Source organism: Aquiluna sp. KACHI24, from assembly GCF_025997915.1.
GTDB lineage: Bacteria > Actinomycetota > Actinomycetes > Actinomycetales > Microbacteriaceae > Aquiluna.
Window position 1 is genome coordinate 1,226,536 of sequence record NZ_AP026677.1, and the last position, 16,084, is coordinate 1,242,619.

Annotated in this window: 17 protein-coding genes and 3 tRNA genes; 4 read left to right on the forward strand and 16 right to left on the reverse strand. The window is 53.9% G+C overall.

Annotated features, from left to right (window positions below; genetic code table 11):
* Nucleotides 1-15: 15 nt before the first annotated feature.
* From OO713_RS05980 to OO713_RS05995, 4 genes are all read right to left on the reverse strand, one after another.
* The gene (locus OO713_RS05980) at nucleotides 16-1,794 is read right to left on the reverse strand and encodes a DEAD/DEAH box helicase (RefSeq protein ID WP_264785250.1); all 1,779 of its coding nucleotides are present in this window, start codon (nucleotides 1,792-1,794) and stop codon (nucleotides 16-18) included.
* Nucleotides 1,795-1,885: 91 nt separating this feature from the next.
* A complete protein-coding gene (locus OO713_RS05985) occupies nucleotides 1,886-2,137 on the reverse strand; it encodes a glutaredoxin domain-containing protein (protein ID WP_264785251.1) in 252 nt (83 codons plus the stop codon).
* 2 nt (nucleotides 2,138-2,139) lie between these two features.
* On the reverse strand, nucleotides 2,140-2,781 hold the full coding sequence (locus OO713_RS05990; RefSeq protein WP_264785252.1) for an HAD-IA family hydrolase: 642 nt from the start codon (nucleotides 2,779-2,781) through the stop codon (nucleotides 2,140-2,142).
* The gene (locus OO713_RS05995) at nucleotides 2,774-3,799 is read right to left on the reverse strand and encodes a hypothetical protein (RefSeq protein ID WP_264785253.1); all 1,026 of its coding nucleotides are present in this window, start codon (nucleotides 3,797-3,799) and stop codon (nucleotides 2,774-2,776) included. The genes OO713_RS05990 and OO713_RS05995 overlap by 8 nt, the downstream gene beginning before the upstream one ends.
* A 22-nt stretch (nucleotides 3,800-3,821) precedes the next feature.
* Between OO713_RS05995 and OO713_RS06000 the strand changes: the two genes are divergently transcribed.
* Nucleotides 3,822-4,778, forward strand: coding sequence for a PfkB family carbohydrate kinase (locus OO713_RS06000; RefSeq protein WP_264785254.1), 957 nt, complete (start codon nucleotides 3,822-3,824; stop codon nucleotides 4,776-4,778).
* On the opposite strand, the gene OO713_RS06005 is transcribed toward OO713_RS06000, so the two are convergent.
* The gene (locus OO713_RS06005; protein ID WP_264785255.1) at nucleotides 4,747-6,495 is read right to left on the reverse strand and encodes a hypothetical protein; all 1,749 of its coding nucleotides are present in this window, start codon (nucleotides 6,493-6,495) and stop codon (nucleotides 4,747-4,749) included. The two genes, OO713_RS06000 and OO713_RS06005, sit on opposite strands and share 32 nt — an antisense overlap.
* Nucleotides 6,488-7,162, reverse strand: a complete 675-nt coding sequence (locus OO713_RS06010) for a response regulator transcription factor (protein ID WP_264785256.1) — start codon at nucleotides 7,160-7,162, stop codon at nucleotides 6,488-6,490. The genes OO713_RS06005 and OO713_RS06010 overlap by 8 nt, the downstream gene beginning before the upstream one ends.
* A gap of 99 nt (nucleotides 7,163-7,261) precedes the next feature.
* Between OO713_RS06010 and OO713_RS06015 the strand changes: the two genes are divergently transcribed.
* A complete protein-coding gene (locus OO713_RS06015; RefSeq protein WP_264785257.1) occupies nucleotides 7,262-8,833 on the forward strand; it encodes a TM0106 family RecB-like putative nuclease in 1,572 nt (523 codons plus the stop codon).
* On the opposite strand, the gene rplA is transcribed toward OO713_RS06015, so the two are convergent.
* The 5 genes from rplA to OO713_RS06040 form a co-directional block, all read right to left on the reverse strand.
* Nucleotides 8,830-9,522: a 50S ribosomal protein L1 gene (gene rplA / locus OO713_RS06020; RefSeq protein ID WP_264785258.1), complete on the reverse strand. Its 693-nt coding sequence runs from the start codon at nucleotides 9,520-9,522 to the stop codon at nucleotides 8,830-8,832. The genes OO713_RS06015 and rplA overlap by 4 nt on opposite strands.
* 84 nt (nucleotides 9,523-9,606) lie before the next feature.
* The gene (rplK, locus tag OO713_RS06025) at nucleotides 9,607-10,038 is read right to left on the reverse strand and encodes a 50S ribosomal protein L11 (RefSeq protein ID WP_264785259.1); all 432 of its coding nucleotides are present in this window, start codon (nucleotides 10,036-10,038) and stop codon (nucleotides 9,607-9,609) included.
* Between the two features lie 18 nt (nucleotides 10,039-10,056).
* Nucleotides 10,057-10,872 (reverse strand): transcription termination/antitermination protein NusG, encoded by an 816-nt coding sequence (gene nusG / locus OO713_RS06030; protein ID WP_264785260.1) that lies wholly within the window; start codon nucleotides 10,870-10,872, stop codon nucleotides 10,057-10,059.
* A gap of 10 nt (nucleotides 10,873-10,882) precedes the next feature.
* Nucleotides 10,883-11,146 carry a preprotein translocase subunit SecE gene (gene secE, locus OO713_RS06035; protein WP_264785261.1) on the reverse strand — a complete coding sequence of 88 codons (264 nt, stop codon included), beginning with the start codon at nucleotides 11,144-11,146 and terminating at the stop codon, nucleotides 10,883-10,885.
* Between the two features lie 20 nt (nucleotides 11,147-11,166).
* A tRNA-Trp gene (locus OO713_RS06040) sits at nucleotides 11,167-11,239 on the reverse strand.
* Between the two features lie 215 nt (nucleotides 11,240-11,454).
* Here OO713_RS06040 and OO713_RS06045 point away from each other — a divergent pair.
* A complete protein-coding gene (locus tag OO713_RS06045; protein ID WP_264785262.1) occupies nucleotides 11,455-12,654 on the forward strand; it encodes a pyridoxal phosphate-dependent aminotransferase in 1,200 nt (399 codons plus the stop codon).
* Here the strand turns inward: OO713_RS06045 and OO713_RS06050 are convergent.
* Genes OO713_RS06050 through OO713_RS06060 form a run of 3 tightly spaced genes read right to left on the reverse strand, consistent with a single transcriptional unit; the run spans nucleotide 12,651 to nucleotide 14,541 of the window.
* A complete protein-coding gene (locus tag OO713_RS06050; protein ID WP_264785263.1) occupies nucleotides 12,651-13,691 on the reverse strand; it encodes a UDP-N-acetylmuramate dehydrogenase in 1,041 nt (346 codons plus the stop codon). The genes OO713_RS06045 and OO713_RS06050 overlap by 4 nt on opposite strands.
* The gene (locus tag OO713_RS06055) at nucleotides 13,688-14,104 is read right to left on the reverse strand and encodes a MaoC family dehydratase (RefSeq protein WP_264785264.1); all 417 of its coding nucleotides are present in this window, start codon (nucleotides 14,102-14,104) and stop codon (nucleotides 13,688-13,690) included. Before OO713_RS06055 ends, OO713_RS06050 begins: the two co-directional genes overlap by 4 nt.
* Nucleotides 14,104-14,541: a MaoC family dehydratase N-terminal domain-containing protein gene (locus OO713_RS06060; RefSeq protein ID WP_264785266.1), complete on the reverse strand. Its 438-nt coding sequence runs from the start codon at nucleotides 14,539-14,541 to the stop codon at nucleotides 14,104-14,106. Before OO713_RS06060 ends, OO713_RS06055 begins: the two co-directional genes overlap by 1 nt.
* Before the next feature lie 125 nt (nucleotides 14,542-14,666).
* Between OO713_RS06060 and OO713_RS06065 the strand changes: the two genes are divergently transcribed.
* Complete coding sequence (locus OO713_RS06065; protein WP_264785267.1) at nucleotides 14,667-15,902, forward strand: DUF4143 domain-containing protein; 1,236 nt, start codon at nucleotides 14,667-14,669, stop codon at nucleotides 15,900-15,902.
* Between the two features lies 1 nt (nucleotide 15,903).
* Here the strand turns inward: OO713_RS06065 and OO713_RS06070 are convergent.
* A tRNA-Met gene (locus OO713_RS06070) sits at nucleotides 15,904-15,980 on the reverse strand.
* 32 nt (nucleotides 15,981-16,012) lie between these two features.
* Nucleotides 16,013-16,084: transfer RNA gene (locus tag OO713_RS06075), tRNA-Thr, on the reverse strand.

Sequence of the window (16,084 nt, forward strand, 5' to 3'; positions counted from 1 at the left end):
GGTTAGATCTTGTGTCTAGCGTCGGTAGCCACCACGGCCCTTAGAGGCATAGTTGCGCTGAGGAGCTCCGTGCTTGGCACGAATCTGGCTCTTTGCACGGTCCTTGTTCATCGACTCGAAACGGCTGTCGCCGAAATCTAGGAAGTCAACCACAGGTGGTGGGGCGATTGGGCCGGCAAGCTCCTCGATGATGGCATCGCCTGGCTCAACCTTGGTGTAGACGGCTTCGCGATCGGCACGATCCAGAAGACCCTCAATCTTGCGGGTTCTGCCTAGTGGCACGAGAGAGACCACGGTTCCAGAGCGACCGGCACGGCCTGTTCTTCCGGCGCGGTGTAGGTAGGTCTTGTACTCCTCTGGGAGGTCAAGCTGGATAACCAGTTTCACATCGTCAACGTGAATACCACGAGCAGCAACGTCGGTTGCGATCATGACGCGTGCTGCACCCTTGGTGAAGCGCTCGAGGTTCTTGGTGCGCTGAGCCTGGTTTAGGTCTCCGTGCAAACGAGCGGTTGGGACACCGGCATCGTTCAAGCTCTGAGCTAGTGCCTCAGCAGTTGACTTGGTTCTGACGAACACGATGCTCTTGCCGGTGCCCTGAACGAGACGGTGGAAAACCTGAGAGCGGTGCTGCGGCTCGATGACCAAAACCCTGTGCTCGATGTCAGAGGTCTCGTTGACCTCGCCTGGCACCTCGTAAACGAATGGGCTAGGCATGAATTTCTTCACAAGAGCTGCGACCTCGGAGTCCAAGGTTGCTGAGAAGAGAAGCTTCTGGCTGCCAGCGGCTGCCTCCAAGATGCGGTTTACCGGCTCAACAAAGCCAAGCTCACACATGTGGTCAGCTTCGTCCAAAACCACACGCTCACACTCAGACAGGTCAACTAGACCCTGAGCCATCAGGTCCTCTAGGCGACCTGGGGTAGCAATTGCAATGTCAACACCGCGGCGAAGGGCCTGCTCCTGACGGAACTGTGGCACACCACCGTAGATGGTGGTGGTGAAGAAGCCAACGCTCTTGGCAAGTGGTGCCAGGGTGTTGTCGATCTGCATCGCTAGCTCACGAGTTGGTGCCAACACCAAAGCCTTTGGCTTTAATGGCTGGCGAGGCTGGTTGCCAGCCTGAGCTAGGAAAGTAATTAGTGGCACACCAAAGGCAATGGTCTTACCAGAACCGGTCTTACCACGACCCAGGACGTGACGACCCTCCATAGCAGCCGGGATGGTAGCTGCCTGAATTGGGAACGGAGTTGCCGCACCCATCTTTGCAAGCTCCTGAGTTAGTCGCTCTGGAAGACCCATCTCCTGGAAGGTGGTGAAGGTCTCGGTGATGGTCTCACTCTCGAGCTTGGCTAGCTTCTTGTCTCCCTGAAAAGTCTTACCGGTTGCGCTCTTCTCGCGAGCGCCGGCAAATTTCTGGTTTCGATCCTGATCGCGTGCTACGCGGTCTGGACGATCAGACTTTGCTCTTGGGGTGAAGCCCTTGTCATCTGAGTAGGAGCGCTTCGCACGTGGTGCGGCATCGCGGTCTTCAAAGCTGCGCTTTGCTCTTGGGGCATCGTCGAAGCTGCGCTTAGCGCGAGGAGCATCGGTGCGCTCCTCGGCAAACTTGCTCTTGGCGCGCGGCTTGCGAGCTGCAAATTCACCCTCTGGCTTTGGGGCATAGTCGCCACGCTTTGAGGCGTAACCTGGGCGGCCATCGCGTTTGGTTGGTTTATTGGTCGACTCCCACTTAGGGGCGACGGCGCGTTTGTTTCCAGTTGATTTGGGCGCGCGTGCATAGCTATTGCTCATTATTGAGGATTCCTTAGAACGTGCCTAAGGATGGATTCCTCTAGCACTACGAAGCCCTAAGCCTAGGGCTAATACTCAAATAAAGATAGGGCTAGGAAACAAGTCCGCGGATTTTGAGCTCCGCGTGCAGAACTGCATCTGATGGCTCAACCAGGTGAACACCGTCTGCAAACTTGATAACCGGAATGTTGGTTCGACCCGAAATAGCCTGCGCCTTGTCCGCATTTTCCTTGGACTCTTCAACGTCAAACATCTCGTACTCAACACCCAGGGTGTTCAGTAGAGACTTTGATCGGCGGCAGTCGCCGCACCAGTCAGCACCGTAAAACTCAATCTCAGCCATCGCTACCTCAATCTCAAGCTATCTGGAATAAACAATTCGCCATCCTGGAAAGTAATTCCCTCCAAGGACCTAACCACGATATCTGCATCAGTGTGAAGAGCATGCTCGGTGACACCGACCAGTAGACCCGCTCCCGCCTCAAGACCCGCCTGGATCCCGGCTTGAGCATCTTCAAAAACCACACAGTCGGAGATGTCAAACCCGAGATTTTGAGCACCTTTTAGATAGGGCTCAGGATTTGGTTTGCCCTTTGAGACGTCGTAGGCAGTTACCAGCTCCGCTGGAACAGGAATGCCAGCGGCTTCCAATCTCGCCTTGGCTAAGAACGGGTTGGCACTGGTTACGACAGTCCAGGTTCCGGGCTTTAGAGAGCTGGTGAATTCTTTGGAGCCAGGCAGCGAGATCGTAAGGTGAGCTAGATCTTGCTCGAGTTGGTTAATAAAGTCGTTTGCCTCTTCGAATCCGGCTTCACCAACCAGCATCAAAACAATGTCTTGAGCACGTTTGCCGTGGTGATCCTTGGTTAGCTCGAAACCTGGAGAGTATTTCTCACCCCACTGTTTCCATGCGGCCATTGCGCCCTGCATGGAATCAACCAAGACTCCGTCGTTATCAAACAAGAGACCCTTGTAATAACTACGCAATCTGATCCTTCTTGGTGTTGCGCACTACCAAAGTGCGGTAGATACCAAACTCCGCCAGCGCGAGCAGGGTGATTGCGGGGAGCATCTTGCTGATGAACCAGGTCAGGTCAGCCGGCTTGATTGTTGGCATCAGAGCCTCAGTCATGCCTGGCTTATATTCAGGCCACTCTCTGAGCTCATCCACCGCGGTGGCACCGAAGGCAAAACTCATAATGGTGACAACCACTCCAAAGACGATGGTGATAACAAGGTTCAGGTTGACTGCCGCAATACCTCGCAACTTAGGCTTCGGCTCCAAAGGTCTGGCCAGTCTGACCTTTGCGGCAAAGCTGGTTCCGATGATGATCGAGGTTGCAATGATGGCCTGGATAACCACCCAGATCCAGACATCCAATGTGGTTCTGGTGGTGTCATAGACCACTAGTCCCAGGATCACCGCAATAGCGGTTCCAATAATTGGCGAGGCGTAGGCAAAGCCGACATAGCGCTGCAGCTTCGAGCGCTCCTCATCTTTTTCGGTGTTTTCAAGATCCGGTGCATCTTGACGGAAGACAAATGCAAACAGAATCAGGGTCACAACCATGATGGTGGCAAGCACGATTGGGACATATACGCCGAAGATGCGAATCAGTGCCGGCACGTCGCGGGAGTCATAGTTATTGAAAGCACCCAGGAAGTTACCGATCGCAAACACCGCACCGGCTACCAGAGCGACAATCACGGCAAGGTTGTTCAGGCGGTGCGAAGACTTGGCGAGCGCGGTGTCATTTTCGTTGCGAAGCTTTAGCGCTCGTCTTTGACCCCAGAGTGAGAAGCCCGAGAAGATTGCGATGCCGCTGAGGAATAGGTAGGTGGAAACCTGAACCTGGGGCTCGGTGAGCAGCTGGCCGTTATCGCCATACTGCGGATACGGATAGAACAGATCCGTGTAGATGGCTGTGATGAAGAAGATCCAGCCAAGAGTTAGACCAATCAGGGGCAAGATGACTGAGAGCTTTACTGCCTTTTCGTGGTTCATGCTCTAAGCCTAGACTTACCGCATGATTTTGGTAATTGGTGAAGCTCTCATTGACCTAATTGGCAAGGCCGACGGCGATGGTAAGTATCAGGCCGTGGTCGGTGGAGCAAACGCCAATGTCGCGCTGGCGCTAGCTCGACGCGGTGAACCACAAAAGTTCTTGGGTCGAATCTCGACTGATGGCTTTGGACAGATGATCAGACATCGCCTGGCCTCAAATGGAGTCGATCTTTCGCTTTCGGTCTCGGCCAGCGAGCAGACCTCTTTGGCGGTAGCCACAATTGGCCAAGGCGGTGGCGCGAGCTACAGCTTCTACCTAAATGGCACCGCCGATTGGGCATGGGCTGAGAACGAACTACCCACTGTGTCAGAGGTCAGTGCTCTGGGAGCTAGCTGCGTGCAGTATGGCTGTCTAACCATGGCGGTAGAGCCTGGCAGCAGCGTGGTAAGCAATTGGCTCGCTGGTCTATCTGGTCTAACCCGCTCGCACGATCTAAACATTCGCTCGTCTCTCGGTTTTGAAAGAGAGCGCGAGCTGGAGCGAGTGCTAAAGATCAATGACTACTCGGACATCATCAAGGCATCCGATGCAGATCTCTGGTGGCTGTTCGACTTGGCCGATGGCTCCGACATCGATGAGATTGCTCACGCCTGGAGTGATGGTGGTCGCCTAGTTGTGATCACTCGCGGTGGCGATGGTGCATCGCTTTACCGCGGCGGCAGACGCATTGATGTTTCTGCCCCAAGAATCTCCCTGGTTGACACAGTCGGAGCCGGGGACACCTTCATGGCAAATCTGCTCGGTGAACTTAGCTCCAGGGGTGCCTTAGGTGATAACCCACGAGAGCGACTGGTCGACCTAAATGAGGATGAGCTAATCGCCGCTGCCCACTTTGCTGCTGTAGCGGCAGGGTTAGTTTGCGAGCGACAAGGTTGTGAGCCGCCAACTAAGGCTGAGGTTCAGGCTCTACTTGGCTAATTGGTAGTTTGGCCTCAAATACAATCGGGCCCGCTCCGCGCAGTGAATACTCCAGGGTCAGCTCGGCGAAGATCTGGCTACCAAGACCAAAACTGGAGCGTTGAATAGCCGAGCCATCATTTTCAATCCTGAGATCAATTAGCTCTGAGCTTGAGTCGATGTCGATCTTGATCCGTTGTGGTTGGCCGTGTTTGATGGCATTGTTCACAGCCTCGCGCAGCACCTCGAGGGTGCAGTAGGCAGTGCCAGAGTTTTCGGCCAAAATTTGCGAGGCTCGGGCACTCACCTGATAGTTGATGTCACAGGTTGAATCCCACAGTTCACAGATCTGCTCGACCAAATCTTCGAAGCTTTCACCTGCCAAGTAATCCTCGCGGCCCAGCTTTGAAAGAGCGTGGTCGATGTCTTGTTTTACTCGGTCGAGATCTTGCTCGGTGGGGTGCTCCAGCTGAGCAAGACGCATGGCACTGGCGTTGAGCGCGGCCTGCACTGAACCGTGGAGCTCGGTTGCCAAAGTTTTTTGGCTGAGCCAAACTCGCTGTCGAAGTTTGGTGTTCAGAAGACGTAGATCCTCAACCACCTGCTCCAACTCTTGAATTGAGCGATCACGCTGCAGACCAGTAACCGCAAGTCCAAACATCAAGGTCATGGTCACAATAAAGAAGGCAATAGCTTGGGTCACAATTCTCGGCGGCAGTTCCAGGATCGGGAACGCAGTCAGCAAACTGACGCTGAACCCCAGTTGAAAAGCAACGACCAGCGATAGTGCAAAGGCTACGATCAACGGCAGCTCTCGATTACCAAGAAGCTTTCGCCAAAGCCAGATTTGCGAGCTAAACAGCACCAGCGCGGCTGCCAAAACCAGCAGCGCAATGAAGGGGCCCGACAGCACTGACGCCGTGGAGTAGCTCATGATCAAGATAAATGGAATCAGGGTTCCAAGCTGCAGCACTCGGTTGAATGAGATGTGGCTTGGTAGCACGAACTGTCCCAGTTGAGTCAGTTGAGTCTGTGATTTAGAGAGAGTTGGGAGCTCAAAACTCTTGGTTAGGTTGTGGGAAAGCGGCCTGACCACGTTGTCATTTAGCTCGCGCAGTGCCTGGATAGCTCGCGAGGCGTTCTTGGAAAGCTGGGCGTCACGAAGTAGCTTTCCCAACTCCCAAACTGCGGGGATGATGCTCTCTCTAACGCGAAGGATTTGCGCATCCCGCAATCGGACCAACTCGCCTTCAAAGCTGCGTTTTGAAAACTCAAGGTTCTCGCGCTCCAGCTCGAGCTCCGCTGCCAACTGCCGTTGAGCCAGGTGGGCGGCCACCAGAGAATTCATCAACAGATAGACAGTCAGCGTGAAAACCGGGCCGCCAACTAAGCGAAAGCCAAGATCCGAAGGTGGCACCATCTCAAGGGCACCGCCCGCCACCATGAATGTCGCGCCTCGAAAAAAGCCGGCCAAAACCAAAATCCCCGCAACGGTTATTGGCCGGGGTTTTTGCCAGCTGGACTTTCCCAGCAATTGCGAAAGCCCTTCGATGGTGATGATGGTGACAGCCAGAGCCAAAGATGTGAGCACAAGCCATGGGGCTGGCTCGCCACCGAGCCGGGGCAGATCAAATGCCACTCCAACACCCATGGCTGGAAAGCCAAACAAGATGTGGGTGCGCCAGTTAAGAGACTTGCTATCCCCCAGAGACTGCCAAGCGGTTTGCTGTTTAGGCAACCGTCTCAACCTGGGATCTGAGTTGGTGATAGCGAGCAGTCGCTTCCACTCTTGGGTTCGAGCCCTTGGGGTCGATCTCCAAGACCTCGAAAATTCTGGTCAGCATGCCCTCGACCGCTCTAACGGTGGTCCCGCGCAGGGCCGCAATCTGCGCGTTGGTTTTGCCCTCGGCAACCAACTGCAGGGTGTTGATCTGGCGCTGAGATAGCGCAGAGAATGGCCGATTCGAGGCAAGATCGTGTCGGTACTGCTTGGTAACTCGATCGCGAAGCACTGCCTCAATCGCTTCAACCAACTCGGCACCGGTGTTGATTGCAGTCTTACGAAGATAGGCCTGGTTCTTCTTTACCGTGGCAGCGTCTTTGCCACCAAATCTTGGATCGGGGAGATTCGTTAGAAAAACCACTCCCACCTCGGGAGACAACACTGTAACTGCCTCAGCCAGGTCAAACCCGTTTGGTCCTGGGCCCAACTCAATGTCGATCACCATGGCGTCTGGATCCATGACTTTCACTGATCGCATCGCGTCAGCGGCATTAGCTGCAGTGGTGACCACAAAGCCGGCACCCTCGACTGCTTTGGCCAACAGGTCACGCATGAGTGGTTCATTCTCGACTACGAGGACATGCCTCAGAGCCTTAAAGTCTGCCTTGACCACAGTGATCACTTTCTCCAGAAATTCCTTAGAGAGTTTAGAGGGGATTGGGTGTGTGCGAAACCGGAACTTTTGCTCCAAATTGTCACACCGTGGGTAGAAACTAACTCCATGAGAAAACGGGGTAACACGCTCAGTTTCGATTCTCGAGACTTGATGCGTTCGCAGTGCGAACACTGCACCAGAGTTGCAACCGCACGCGAACTGGGGGTCTCAGGGGTTCGCGAGCTGGTAGAGCAGTTCTACAAGGCACCAGACAATCTGGCTATCCGATACGGCATGCGCTTTGAATCTCAGCTCGAACAGGAGCTGATTTTCAACCTTGGTGATCTGGTTCAAGCACCAAACACAAACTCACTCGATGCCACCTTAGATCTGGCTGCCAGTGGAGTCCCGGTGATCTATCAGGGCACTGTGTTTGGAGGTTCCGGTGAGCTTCCATTTTCAGGTCGACCAGACTTTTTGGTCCGCGGCGATTACGAATTGGTGTTTAGCGATTCTGGTCTATCCGCAGTACAAATCGGACCGAGAGAAGATGGCTACACCGCTTGGGACGCCAAGCTCTCCACAACCGCCAAGCCTGAATATCAAAATCAGGTTGCCCTGTATGCAGATGCGCTCAGAAGCCTCGGACTTGAATCTTCCAGGCCCCACGGTCTGATTCTTGGCTCTCGGGAGCTCGCAAGCTTTGACCCGCTGAGCCTGATTGGTCAGCTGATTCCTGCACGAGAGAAACTATTCGCCCAAATCAACGCCCTGATTGATGAGGATCCGCAGCGCCTTGAGGACATTGGATCGCTGGTTTGCGAGGCATCGAGCTACTGCGAACTTTGTGAGTACCCGCTACTTTGCGATCACATAAGGCGTCAGACCGGTCATCTGCAATTGATAGCCGGCATGACTCGGCCGCATCTCGAATCGCTGCATCGTGCAGGGGTGAAGACGGTTGCTCAACTCGCAGAATTCACCGGCGAAGCAGACAAGCTTTCCAAGGAGCAGCTTGAGAAGCTCTCGCTCCAGGCTCGACTGCAAAATCACTTCTACCAATCTGGGGAGCATGCTCACGAGATCATCTCTCGCGATAGCTTGGACCAACTTCCCGCGCTAAACCCTGGTGATATCTTCTTCGACCTAGAGGGATTCAGCTTCTTTGATCAGCCTGGAGGGCTCGAGTATCTATTTGGGTTCACCTCGGTCGAATCTGGTGAAGCGTTTCATTACCGATGGTCGGATGACCGAGTGGAAGAAAAGGAAGCCTTTGAGTGGTTCATGCGCGATGCCCTAGATCGGCAGCGCAACTACCCAGGTTGCAAGATATACCACTATGCAAATTACGAGCAGGCTGCACTCAAGCGACTGGCCGAGCGATTCGGTGTTTACCAGCAAGAGGTAAATCAACTCCTCGCCGATGGGGTCTTCATCGATCTGTACAAAGTCGTCAAGAGTTCACTGGTGATATCCCAAGAGAGTTACAGCATCAAAAAACTTGAGGCATTTTATGGATTCGACCGCGGCTCCGATGTCAAAGAGGCCATGGGATCGATGGAGTACTACAACCAATACCTCGAACTACTAGCCGATGACTACCCTGCCGCAGAAAAGCTAAAGCGCCAGGTGATCGCATACAACCAAGAAGATTGTGCGAGCACGCTGGCGCTCTACAGCTGGCTAAAAAGCCTTTAGCTGAAGCTTGCTACATCAAGTGCAATGCCAGGACCGAAAGTGGTCGCAACGGCACCCTTGAGTAGGTACTTACCCTTTGAGGTAGAAGGCTTTAGACGAACGATCTCGTCCATAGCTGCGTTCAGGTTCTCAGCTAGCTGAGCCTGGGTAAAGCTTGCCTTACCGATTACAAAGTGCAGGTTCGACTGCTTGTCGATGCGGAAGTCGATGCGACCACCCTTGATGTCGGTCACTGCCTTGGCGGTGTCCATGGTTACGGTTCCAGTCTTTGGGTTTGGCATTAGGTTACGAGGACCTAGAACCTTACCTAGACGACCGACCTTACCCATCAGGTCAGGGGTTGCAACTGCAGCGTCGAAGTCGGTCCAACCGGCCTCAACCTTTGCAATTAGGTCGTCAGATCCAACCTCATCCGCTCCGGCCTCACGCGCTGCGTCTGCTGCGGCACCGTTAGCAAACACGATTACGCGGGCGACCTTTCCAGTTCCGTGTGGCAGCGAGACAGTGCCACGGATCATCTGGTCGGCCTTGCGAGGGTCCACTCCAAGCTTGAGTGCAACCTCGACGGTTGAGTTGGTCTTCTTACCAGCGGTCTCGATTGCTAGAGCTGCTGCCTCTTCGGCGTTGTACAGCTTGCCAGCTTCGATCTTTGCTGCGGCCTCTAGATAGGCCTTTGAGCGCTTTGCCATTCTGCTATTCCTTACTTGGTCACAGTCCGTGGTTTGCCCGGGGTAGCTCCCCGATCCCACGACTTATTGGTTTTTGAGTTTTGTTTACTGCTCTACGGTGATGCCCATTGAGCGAGCGGTTCCAGCAATGATCTTTGCTGCGGCGTCGACGTCATTCGCGTTTAGGTCTGACATCTTGGTCTCAGCAATCTTGTAAAGCTGGTCCTTCGATAGCTTCGCAACCTTCACGGTGTGAGGGGTCGCGCTGCCCTTTGGAACTCCCGCAGCCTTCTTGATTAGCTCAGCAGCTGGTGGGGTCTTCAGGACGAAGGTGAATGAACGGTCTTCATAAACGGTGATCTCAACCGGTACTACGTTGCCGCGCTGGTCAGCGGTGGCGTTGTTGTACTGGGTGCAGAACTCCATGATGTTTACACCGTGCTGACCTAGAGCAGGACCGATAGGAGGTGCTGGGTTAGCAGCGCCAGCCTGGATCTGAAGCTTGATCAGTCCGGTGACTTTCTTCTTGGGTGCCATTTGTCTTTTTCTTTCCTATTAGTTCAGTGGGCCGACCTGGTCAAAGGACAGCTCTACTGGTGTCTCGCGCTCGAAGAGCGATACCAAAACCGTGACCTTGCCAGACTCTGGCTTGATCTCGGAAATGGTTCCAGGTAGTCCGGCGAAGGAGCCATCCTTGATCAGGATGGATTCGCCGACCTGGAAGTCGATCTTTACCGGGATGCTCTTGCCCTTGGCCTTGCCCGAGGAAACCTGGGCCTTGGCGCTCTTGACTTCCTCTGTCTCCTCTGGGGTAAACAGTGGCTTGAGCATCTCGAATGCCTCGTTTGGACGAAGCGGGGTTGGGTGCTGGCTGTTGCCAACGAAGCCAGTGACGGCTGGGGTGTGACGAACAAGTGACCAGCTGTCCTCGTTCATCTCCATGCGAACTAGTACGTAACCAGGGATGCGAACCTTGGAAACTAGCTTGCGAGAACCATTGCGGATCTCGATGGTCTCTTCCATCGGAACCTCAACCTGGTGAACATCGTCGCCACCAGCAAGCTGGGTCTTACGAGTCTCAATGTTTTGCTTTACGCGACGCTCATATCCAGCGTAAGAGTGAACCACGTACCACTTGCCTGGCTGCTCGCGCAGCTCCTGGCGGAACTTGCGGTATGGGTCCTCGGAGTCCTCAACGACGACCGGGGCTACCTCAGCGGGAGCCTCTTCGATCTGGAAGCCCTCTAGCTCCTCAACTGCTTCTTCGGCAGCTGCTTCGAGGTCAAGCTCATCTAGATCAACGTTCTCGTTTACCGAGTCTTCGGCTAGCTCTACTGGCTCACCAGCATCACTGAAATTTAGGTCAGACACTTAATCCTCTTTATTCTGCAAACACGAAAGTTACGACGTTTAGGAAGGCCCAGTCCAAGACTGAGATCAGCACCATCACAACAGCTACGAAGCCGAGCACTACACCGGTGTAGTTGATGAGTTCCTTGCGGGTTGGCTTGGTGACCTTGGATAGCTCCTGGAGCACCTGGCGCACAAATAGCGAGGCACGCTGGAATGGGTTCTTTGCCTTAGCCGCATCCGCTTTCGCGATTTCGACTAGGTCTTCCGAAGCCTTCTCGTTCTCTTCTGCCATTTACTGACCTTCTTTCTGCGCAGGGCGGACAGGACTCGAACCTGCAACTTGCGGTTTTGGAGACCGCTGCTCTACCAATTGAACTACCGCCCTAAAGTTGCCATCGCCATCAACCGTGAACAGGCACGAGGCTTGGTTTCAAGTGCCACCTGAAGAAGACACACTTCTAGATTGGAAATCTATTTAGTGAATTTTCGCCAGATTAGTTTTCGGCAGATGTCAACTTGAGAAAGTTTAGGCCCTTAAACGCAATCCCGCAACGAGTATTTCGCTAGCTCTGGCGCGAGATACCAAGGTATCCTTGCCCCATGTCGAAATCCCGCATCTCCGCCAGAATTCAAGCCATCGCCGAAAGTGCAACCCTGAAGGTTGACGCTAAGGCTAAAGCCCTCAAGGCTGAGGGCAAAGACATTATTTCCTACGCCGCTGGAGAGCCCGACTTTCCAACCCCAGCCCACATCGTTGAGGCTGCTGTTGCAGCGGTTAGAGATCCCAAAAATCACCGCTACACCCCGGCAGCTGGTTTGCCAGAGCTGAAGGATGCAATTGTTGAAAAGACCAAGCGCGACTCTGGTACCGAAGTAACTGCAGCTCAGGTAACTGTTACCAACGGGGGCAAGCAGGCGGTTTATCAGGCATTCGCCGTTGTGGTTGACCAAGGTGATGAGGTTCTGGTCCCGACTCCTTACTGGACCACCTACCCTGAGGCAATAAAGCTTGCCGGTGGCAAGCAGGTTGACGTATTCGCGGGCAGCGACCAGGACTACAAGGTCACCGTTGACCAGCTAGAAGCGCACTACACCGATAAGACCAAGGCCCTTCTAATGTGCTCACCCTCGAACCCAACCGGTTCGGTTTACTCAAAAGAAGAACTTCAGGCCATTGGTGAGTGGGTTGCTTCGAAGGAGAACCTGTGGGTTATCTCCGACGAGATCTATCAAAACCTCACCTATGACGGGGTTTATGCACACTCCATCACTGAGCTGGTTCCTGAACTTGCCGATCGCACCATCATGGTCAACGGAGTTGCAAAGACCTACGCCATGACCGGGTGGAGACTTGGCTGGATGGTGTCACCGCTAGATGCAGCGAAGGCAGCGAACAACCTGCAGTCACACCTGACCTCGAACGTTTCCAACATCTCGCAGCGCGCCGCTCTGGCTGCCTTGACTGGCGACCAGCAGCCGGTGAGAGACATGCTTGCAGCCTTTGATCGTCGTCGAAAAGTTGCTGTCGCTGAGCTAAACAAGGTCCCAGGATTTGTGACCCCAACCCCCAAGGGTGCGTTCTACGTGTACTCCGATGTCAGTGCTTTGATCGGCAAGGAGTTTGGTGGGGTCAAGATAAACAGCTCACTAGACCTATGCGACTATGCGCTCGATGCTGCAGGGGTTGCGATGGTTCCCGGTGAGGCTTTTGGCCCCTCCGGCTACATCCGCATGAGCTATGCCCTTGGAGATGACCAGCTACTAGAGGGTATTCAGCGTCTACAGAAGCTGTTTGGCTAAAAGCCAATCAGGTTTGGCTCAGGGATCAGGTTGATTCCCCACCTAGCTGCAACTCGTTCTTGGACATAGCGAGCCAGCTGCAAAATCTCCTCCGCGCTGGCTCCCCCAGTGTTGGTGATTGCGAGTGCATGCTTCTGCGAGATTGCGGCCTTTGAACCTGGAAGGTGGTAACCCTTCGGGATGCCGGCGTGCTCAATGAGCCAGCCCGAGGAAATCTTGACCTGTGATTCGTCTTCCATGCGCCAGCGCTGCATGTCCTCTGGAAACTCCAAGGACTTGCCATAGCTGATGATTGGGTTTGTAAAGAAACTGCCGCAGCTAACGCTGTTTGGATCCTCAGGCCTTACCACCATGCCCTTGGAGCTCCTTAGCTCGATGACTACATCTCGCACCTGACGAAGCGGTAGCTGCGATCCGTAAGGAGCACCGACGTGGTTCGTGATCTGGCCCGATGCCATTGGAACCGAGAGCCCGCCGAGTTTTTTGAGTTCAAACTCGACCCAGCCAATCACTCCCCTTAGGCCATGCTTCAAAGCTGAGTCTCGGTATGAGAAGTTGAAAAAACTGGCTGGTTTGATCTCAACCTCGTGAGTCTCTGAATCTAGAAACTCAATCTGAGTGATTACTTGGGCAACCTCTTGGCCATAACCACCAACGTTTTGGACCGGGGTTGCTCCGACCGTTCCGGGGATTCCACTCATTGCCTCGATGCCTGCATAGCCGTGCTCAACTGCCCAGGCAACAAACTCGTCCCAACTCTCGCCAGCCTGAACTCGCACCAGAACTTTTTCATCGTCCTCGTGAACAATCTCAAGACCTCGGTTTGCAACCAAGATCACGTTTAGCTCAGAAACATCGTCTGCAAACACCGTGTTTGACCCACCCGCCAAGATGTGGTGAGGTTCGTCACTTAGCCAAGCTGACTTAGCAGCTCCGTAAAGCTCCTGTGTGCTTTCGCAGCGCTGCAAAGACTTTGGTGTCCCACCCACCTGCATGGTGGTGAGGGTTGACAGCGCAACAGGTTCAACAAAACTCAAAGCTGCACCCAGACCTGTGCCTTGCCCAGCACGTTGTTCTCCTCAAACGAGGTGGTTAGATCGAGTCTTGCCTTGCGATTCTCCGCATCTAGCTGAGCAACTGTTGCTGAGACCTTGACCAGAGCGTAGCCATAAGGAGGAACCACCACTGGCTTAGTGAAGCGAACTCCATAGTCAAGTACCTTGCCGGCATCTCCTAGCCATGAGACCACAGGCTGAACTGAGACTCCCATGGTGAGCATGCCGTGAGCTAGCACTCCCGGTAGTCCGACCGCTTGGGCAATATCGTCGCGGTAGTGGATGGTGTTGAAATCACCCGAGGCTCCGGCATAGCGCACCAGGGAGTCCCGCGAGAATTTATATTCCGACGCAGCAACCTGCTGACCGACTTCTAGCTCTTCGAACCTTGGCATTACTCACCCCTCACTACGAGAGTGGATATTGCAGTGCAAACGAGCGAATCGTTCGCGTCAAAAATCTTGGTTTCAAAGGTGACCATGTGGTTACCACCAAGGCTCTTTACGCTTGCAACCTCTAGTTCACTGGTCAACTCATCGCCGGCAACGATCGGTCTTTCGTAAACAAATCTTTGGTCTCCATGAACCACTCTTGAGAAGTCGATTTTGGCCTCGGGGTCCGCGAGCACCACTTGCAGAGACTGCTCCTGAATTACCACCGGAAAAGTCGGTGGCACAACAAGATCCGAGTAACCATTTGATCTTGCGTAATCGAGATCGAGTGACTCGTGTCCTGCCATGACGGCCTTGGCGAATTCTCTAACCTTTTCGCGTCCAACTAAATACCTCGGAGTGCGCGGATAGCGCTTGCCCTGAATCTCTGGATTGACCATGAGTAAAGGCTAGCCCAACCCCGGACAGCGGTGATGGTCTTCATTCATAAATGTGTGAACGGTATAGTAAAGAGTGTGTGAATGGTATAGTAGGTAGCGTGTGAATGGTATAGCAGGGAGGATCCTTGAAGCAGCGAATTATCTGTGATGCTCTTAAGAAACTTTTGGAACAAACCCCTGCCGTGATTCTTGATGGACCCCGTGGCGTTGGAAAAACAACGCTTGGGGTTGCTCAGGCAAGGACTACCCTGAACCTTGAGATTCCTGCACTGCGTAACTTGGCTCAACAGCAGCCAGATGAACTACTAGTAACCGAGGAGCCAATCTTCATAGATGAGTGGCATCTTGCACCGGAGATTATTGCCGGTGTGAGGAGGTCGGTTGACCGGAACCGGACTCCTGGGCGATTTCTATTAGCAGGCTCAGGATCACGTCCACTACCCCATTCTGGAGTGGGCCGAGTGAATACCCTTCGAGTTCGACCACTGCTACTTCAGGAGCGAGATCGCGCCGATGTAAACATCTCGCTAGTTGACATTGCAGCAGGGGCGAGGCCTGAAATAAAGAGTTGTTCGCTAGCCCTCGTCGACTATGCGAGAGAAATTGTGGTTTCCGGATTTCCGGCCTTCACGGACCTAGATGAAAAAGTGGCTCAAAACGAGTTGGATTCCTACATCCAAATACTCATCGCGTCTGACACTGAGGCGTCAGGCATTGAGGTGCGTAGACCTCAGCTACTAAGACATTGGCTTAGGTCATATGCATCTGCGACAGCAACGCTCTCAAGTCTCGAAAGCATTCGGTTGACTCAGGGACCAGATGCGGGACCCAGCAAAGTGACCGCCCTGAACTATCTAGAGATGATGCAGATGCTTCGAATTATTGAACCTGTTGAGGCATTCAGTCTTTCTACCGGGCCGGCACGGAGGGTCTCGGGATCACCAAAGCACCAACTGGCCGATCCAGGGCTTGCAGCGGCACTGCTCGGAGTTGGATCGAGACAGCTCCTAAATGGACTCGTCACTAATGGAGATCGACTGGTCTTTGCTCAACTCTTCGAGTCTTTAGTCGCGCTGCATTTGAGAGTCTTTGCAGACCTGAATCAATACCGCCTGTATCACTACCGCGAGTGGGATGGCAGACGTGAAGTTGACTACATTCTTGAAAGTCGCGACGGCAAGCTCCTGCTAATCGAGGTCAAGCTGAGCACTCCTAATCCAGGTGAGCACAGACACCTAAACCAGCTAGCCGAGCAACTTGGGGATGCCGTTTTGGGAAAACTCGTAATTACCGCTGGGGGTCAGAGTGTTACGTCGAAAGATGGAGTGGTTGTGCTACCGCTCGGGTCAATTAGGTTTTGATTGGTAGCTGAGGCGGGGCACGATCCCGCGACCTCACGATTATGAGTCGTGCGCTCTAACCAACTGAGCTACTCAGCCATGCACTGCAGCGAGAGACTCACTGTCGAACGAGCCCCGAGACAGGATTGAACTGTCGACCCCTTCCTTACCATGGAAGTGCTCTACCACTGAGCTATCGGGGC